Here is a 3,460-nt window from a genome sequence, read left to right as displayed (position 1 = left end):
CAGACCTTTCTGCTCAAGCTTTTCTGCAGCCGTCATCATCAGTTCCTCATGTTGGCCCGTGCGCTCTGCCAGGGCACGCATAAATGATTGCGGATCAGCCGTTTCACCCACCTGCAGCATATAGTTCACCGCCGCAATCAGCTGTTCTCTTGTAGTGTAACCACTGTTTATCAGCGTTGCCAGCGGCTGCAGCATCAGCATCAGATCGCGCTGGCGGCAGTGTTTCTGCAGGTATTCCAGCAGCGCCATGCTCCGGTGCGTCAGGATCTCCCGGTCAGGGATCACCGTGATATCCACCAGCGGGAAATCACTGCCGTAAACGCGGGCCGCCCGTTCAGGATCGCCGAAAGCCTGCAGCCAGTTCATGGAGTACGGATAGGGGCTTGTCGCGCCGTGATAAAACAGTACCGGGATCACCAGCGGCAGACGCTCATGCCCGGCATCAAGATGACGCTGCATCGCGGCAATCGCGTAACGCATCAGCCGGAAGGTCATATTTTTGTCTGGTGAACTCTGATGCTCAATCAGGCAGTAGACATAGCCTTCCCCGCTGTCGGTCTGCAGTGAATACAGCACATCCGAGTAGAACGCCCGTAAATCCTCCTCAATAAAACTGCATGGCTCCAGATGCAGGGTGTCGAGTTTGCAGCCCTGCAACAGTGCCGGTGGCAGATGGATTTGCAGGAAATCCCTGGCGGTGTCAGGGGAAGTGAGAAACTGTTTGAATACCGCATCATGCGGTGTGGAAGTGGTCCCCATTCCGTGGCTCCTGTCATCCGGGTTGACATGCGCGGACTCTATCACTTCCGGCCGGAGATTAAAATATGATCAATTTATTCAGTCCGGACACCCACCTGGAAGTCCGTTAAATCTACTGTACACAAGTGAATGGCACTACCGTGCGGGGTACTTACACTCATCCCGCCGCTAACCACAGGCAACTAAAGAGGTAGTTACTATGGCTGCGCAACATCATAAGGCAGAACAGGTTTTAACCAAAGCCCGGCGTTATACCGTGGGCTATATCCGCGATCAGCGGAAGTTTGAACCATTGCCGTCGATTACGCTAAAGGGACACTGGATGGCGGATTTTGGGTTCAGTACCGGGCAGAAGATAGAGGTGCTCCCGCAGGCCGGGCAGATGATTATCCGACTGGCTGAGGAGTGATAGACAGGTAAAAATATCCCGGCTTTATTGGGCCGGGATCGTTGTTTATTGAGGATCTGATGGGGGAAATTTACGGGCTTTACGTTCGTCTATTTTTGCGAAGATCCATGAACCGGTTCCACCTGCGACAGCAGCAATAAGACTCATAACACCTGTTTTAAACACGTCCTGTTCATCCAAGGATAATTCTTTTAAATAAAAAAAGTTAATAGCTAATCTCAGTATGATCCCTATGAGAAAAAAAATAGCCCAACCATATAAAATACTTAATACAAGAAGCATTATTGTAGGTTTTCTTTTCACTTATTATTCTCCTGCTTATTGATAGCATCTTTAACCGCGCTTCCTGTAGCTTCAGATATGTAAGCACTACCAACATCAGACCAAAAACCAGCAGAAGAACCAAAAACAGGATCGAGTAAATCAGGTGCATATTTCCCAATGCCCCCCCAATCAGCCCTCCGGCCACTGCACCGCTAACAGAACCAGCGTTAGGCCCATCAGTAAACACTGTGCCACCTGTCGCAATACCCACATTTGGCAATATGCCACGTCCTGGAGCCAGCGCCCCGGTTACAGCCGCAGAAGCGCTGCCCCAGTAGTCCCAGGTTTTCTGCTGATTTTCAGGCAAGTTCTGATTCTTCTCGCTGTTTATATCGAACCACTGGTAAGTTCCATTCGCGATTTCCGCTATTACTGCACCGCCCACCACTTTACCCACCGATGCCGCTGGCCCTAAATAAGCGGCTCCCGCTATCAACACACCATCTTTATATCCATTCACGATAACTTTGGTGATATTGGCACCTTCCGGTAATTCCCCCGTCACCAGCTTGTCAGAGGCATACTTAATTTGCTCTGGTGTTGCCGGATTCAGCACTTTGCCGTTTTCATCAGTAAGATTGGTATTATTTACCAGCGATCCCTGGGCCTGGACATTATTCTGGAAGCCGGTGCCGAACCCTTCCAGACCACTCAGCGAGTTATTCTCAACCGCATTCTTTCCAGCTCCAGCACCAGCACCAATCCCCACAGTCGAATCCGTCGCAATTCCGCCTGCCAGCCCTGCCGCCAGCTGGCTCAGCGTGCTGACCATTTGCTTCTGGGTTTCCGTCAGTTCGCTGATTTTAGTGTCGGGATACATCACGGCCACAATCGCCCGCGCTGCCAGCTCACCGCCCGCTGCACCTGCGGCACTCGGGGCGGGACTTGAATCACGAAATAACCAGATGATTTTAATCATATTATTTCTGGCTGTTTATCAAAAAGCCCCCGTTCCGGCCCCGGGCAATGCACCTTTGCGAGAATCCATACGCGCCACCGGTTACCGGCGAAGCTGTCTCAGTTCATCTTCCGTCAGCCCTGTCATTTTCATGATATTACGGCTATCCAGACCTTCTGACAGCATTTTACGGGCAACTTCCATAATGCCTTCCTTAATGCCTTCCTTAATGCCTTCCTTGCGGCCTTTCTCCAGACCTTTCTCCAGACCTTTCTGCTCAAGCTTTTCTGCAGCCGTCATCATCAGTTCCTCATGTTGGCCCGTGCGCTCTGCCAGGGCACGCATAAATGATTGCGGATCAGCCGTTTCACCCACCTGCAGCATATAGTTCACCGCCGCAATCAGCTGTTCTCTTGTAGTGTAACCACTGTTTATCAGCGTTGCCAGCGGCTGCAGCATCAGCATCAGATCGCGCTGGCGGCAGTGTTTCTGCAGGTATTCCAGCAGCGCCATGCTCCGGTGCGTCAGGATCTCCCGGTCAGGGATCACCGTGATATCCACCAGCGGGAAATCACTGCCGTAAACGCGGGCCGCCCGTTCAGGATCGCCGAAAGCCTGCAGCCAGTTCATGGAGTACGGATAGGGGCTTGTCGCGCCGTGATAAAACAGTACCGGGATCACCAGCGGCAGACGCTCATGCCCGGCATCAAGATGACGCTGCATCGCGGCAATCGCGTAACGCATCAGCCGGAAGGTCATATTTTTGTCTGGTGAACTCTGATGCTCAATCAGGCAGTAGACATAGCCTTCCCCGCTGTCGGTCTGCAGTGAATACAGCACATCCGAGTAGAACGCCCGTAAATCCTCCTCAATAAAACTGCATGGCTCCAGATGCAGGGTGTCGAGTTTGCAGCCCTGCAACAGTGCCGGTGGCAGATGGATTTGCAGGAAATCCCTGGCGGTGTCAGGGGAAGTGAGAAACTGTTTGAATACCGCATCATGCGGTGTGGAAGTGGTCCCCATTCCGTGGCTCCTGTCATCCGGGTTGACATGCGCGGACTCTATCACTT

4 protein-coding genes are annotated in these 3,460 nt (G+C 52.3%); 1 reads left to right on the top strand and 3 read right to left on the bottom strand.

The genetic code is table 11. From position 1 onward, the window contains the following. On the bottom strand, nucleotides 1–759 hold a 759-nt coding region (locus JWF83_RS13415), incomplete at its 3' end, for an Rpn family recombination-promoting nuclease/putative transposase (RefSeq protein WP_413650751.1). A gap of 199 nt (nucleotides 760–958) precedes the next feature. Here JWF83_RS13415 and JWF83_RS13410 point away from each other — a divergent pair. After that, complete coding sequence (locus JWF83_RS13410) at nucleotides 959–1,168, top strand: SymE family type I addiction module toxin (protein WP_413650749.1); 210 nt, start codon at nucleotides 959–961, stop codon at nucleotides 1,166–1,168. A gap of 205 nt (nucleotides 1,169–1,373) precedes the next feature. Here JWF83_RS13410 and JWF83_RS13405 read toward each other — a convergent pair whose 3' ends face one another. Continuing rightward, on the bottom strand, nucleotides 1,374–2,411 hold the full coding sequence (locus JWF83_RS13405; protein WP_413650747.1) for a VENN motif pre-toxin domain-containing protein: 1,038 nt from the start codon (nucleotides 2,409–2,411) through the stop codon (nucleotides 1,374–1,376). Nucleotides 2,412–2,492: 81 nt separating this feature from the next. Continuing rightward, complete coding sequence (locus tag JWF83_RS13400) at nucleotides 2,493–3,413, bottom strand: Rpn family recombination-promoting nuclease/putative transposase (RefSeq protein ID WP_413650752.1); 921 nt, start codon at nucleotides 3,411–3,413, stop codon at nucleotides 2,493–2,495. Nucleotides 3,414–3,460 lie beyond the last annotated feature (47 nt).

Origin of the sequence: Pantoea sp. B65 (genome assembly GCF_047308185.1) — a bacterium.
Classification (GTDB): Bacteria; Pseudomonadota; Gammaproteobacteria; order Enterobacterales; family Enterobacteriaceae; genus Erwinia.
This window is presented reverse-complemented; position numbering and strand designations above follow the sequence as displayed.

Bases quoted from the DNA above. Each gene is read 5' to 3' on its own strand.
- JWF83_RS13410 (WP_413650749.1), top strand. From the start codon at position 959: ATGGCTGCGCAACATCATAAGGCAGAACAGGTTTTAACCAAAGCCCGG.
- JWF83_RS13405 (WP_413650747.1), bottom strand. From the start codon at position 2,411: ATGATTAAAATCATCTGGTTATTTCGTGATTCAAGTCCCGCCCCGAGT.
- JWF83_RS13400 (WP_413650752.1), bottom strand. From the start codon at position 3,413: ATGGGGACCACTTCCACACCGCATGATGCGGTATTCAAACAGTTTCTC.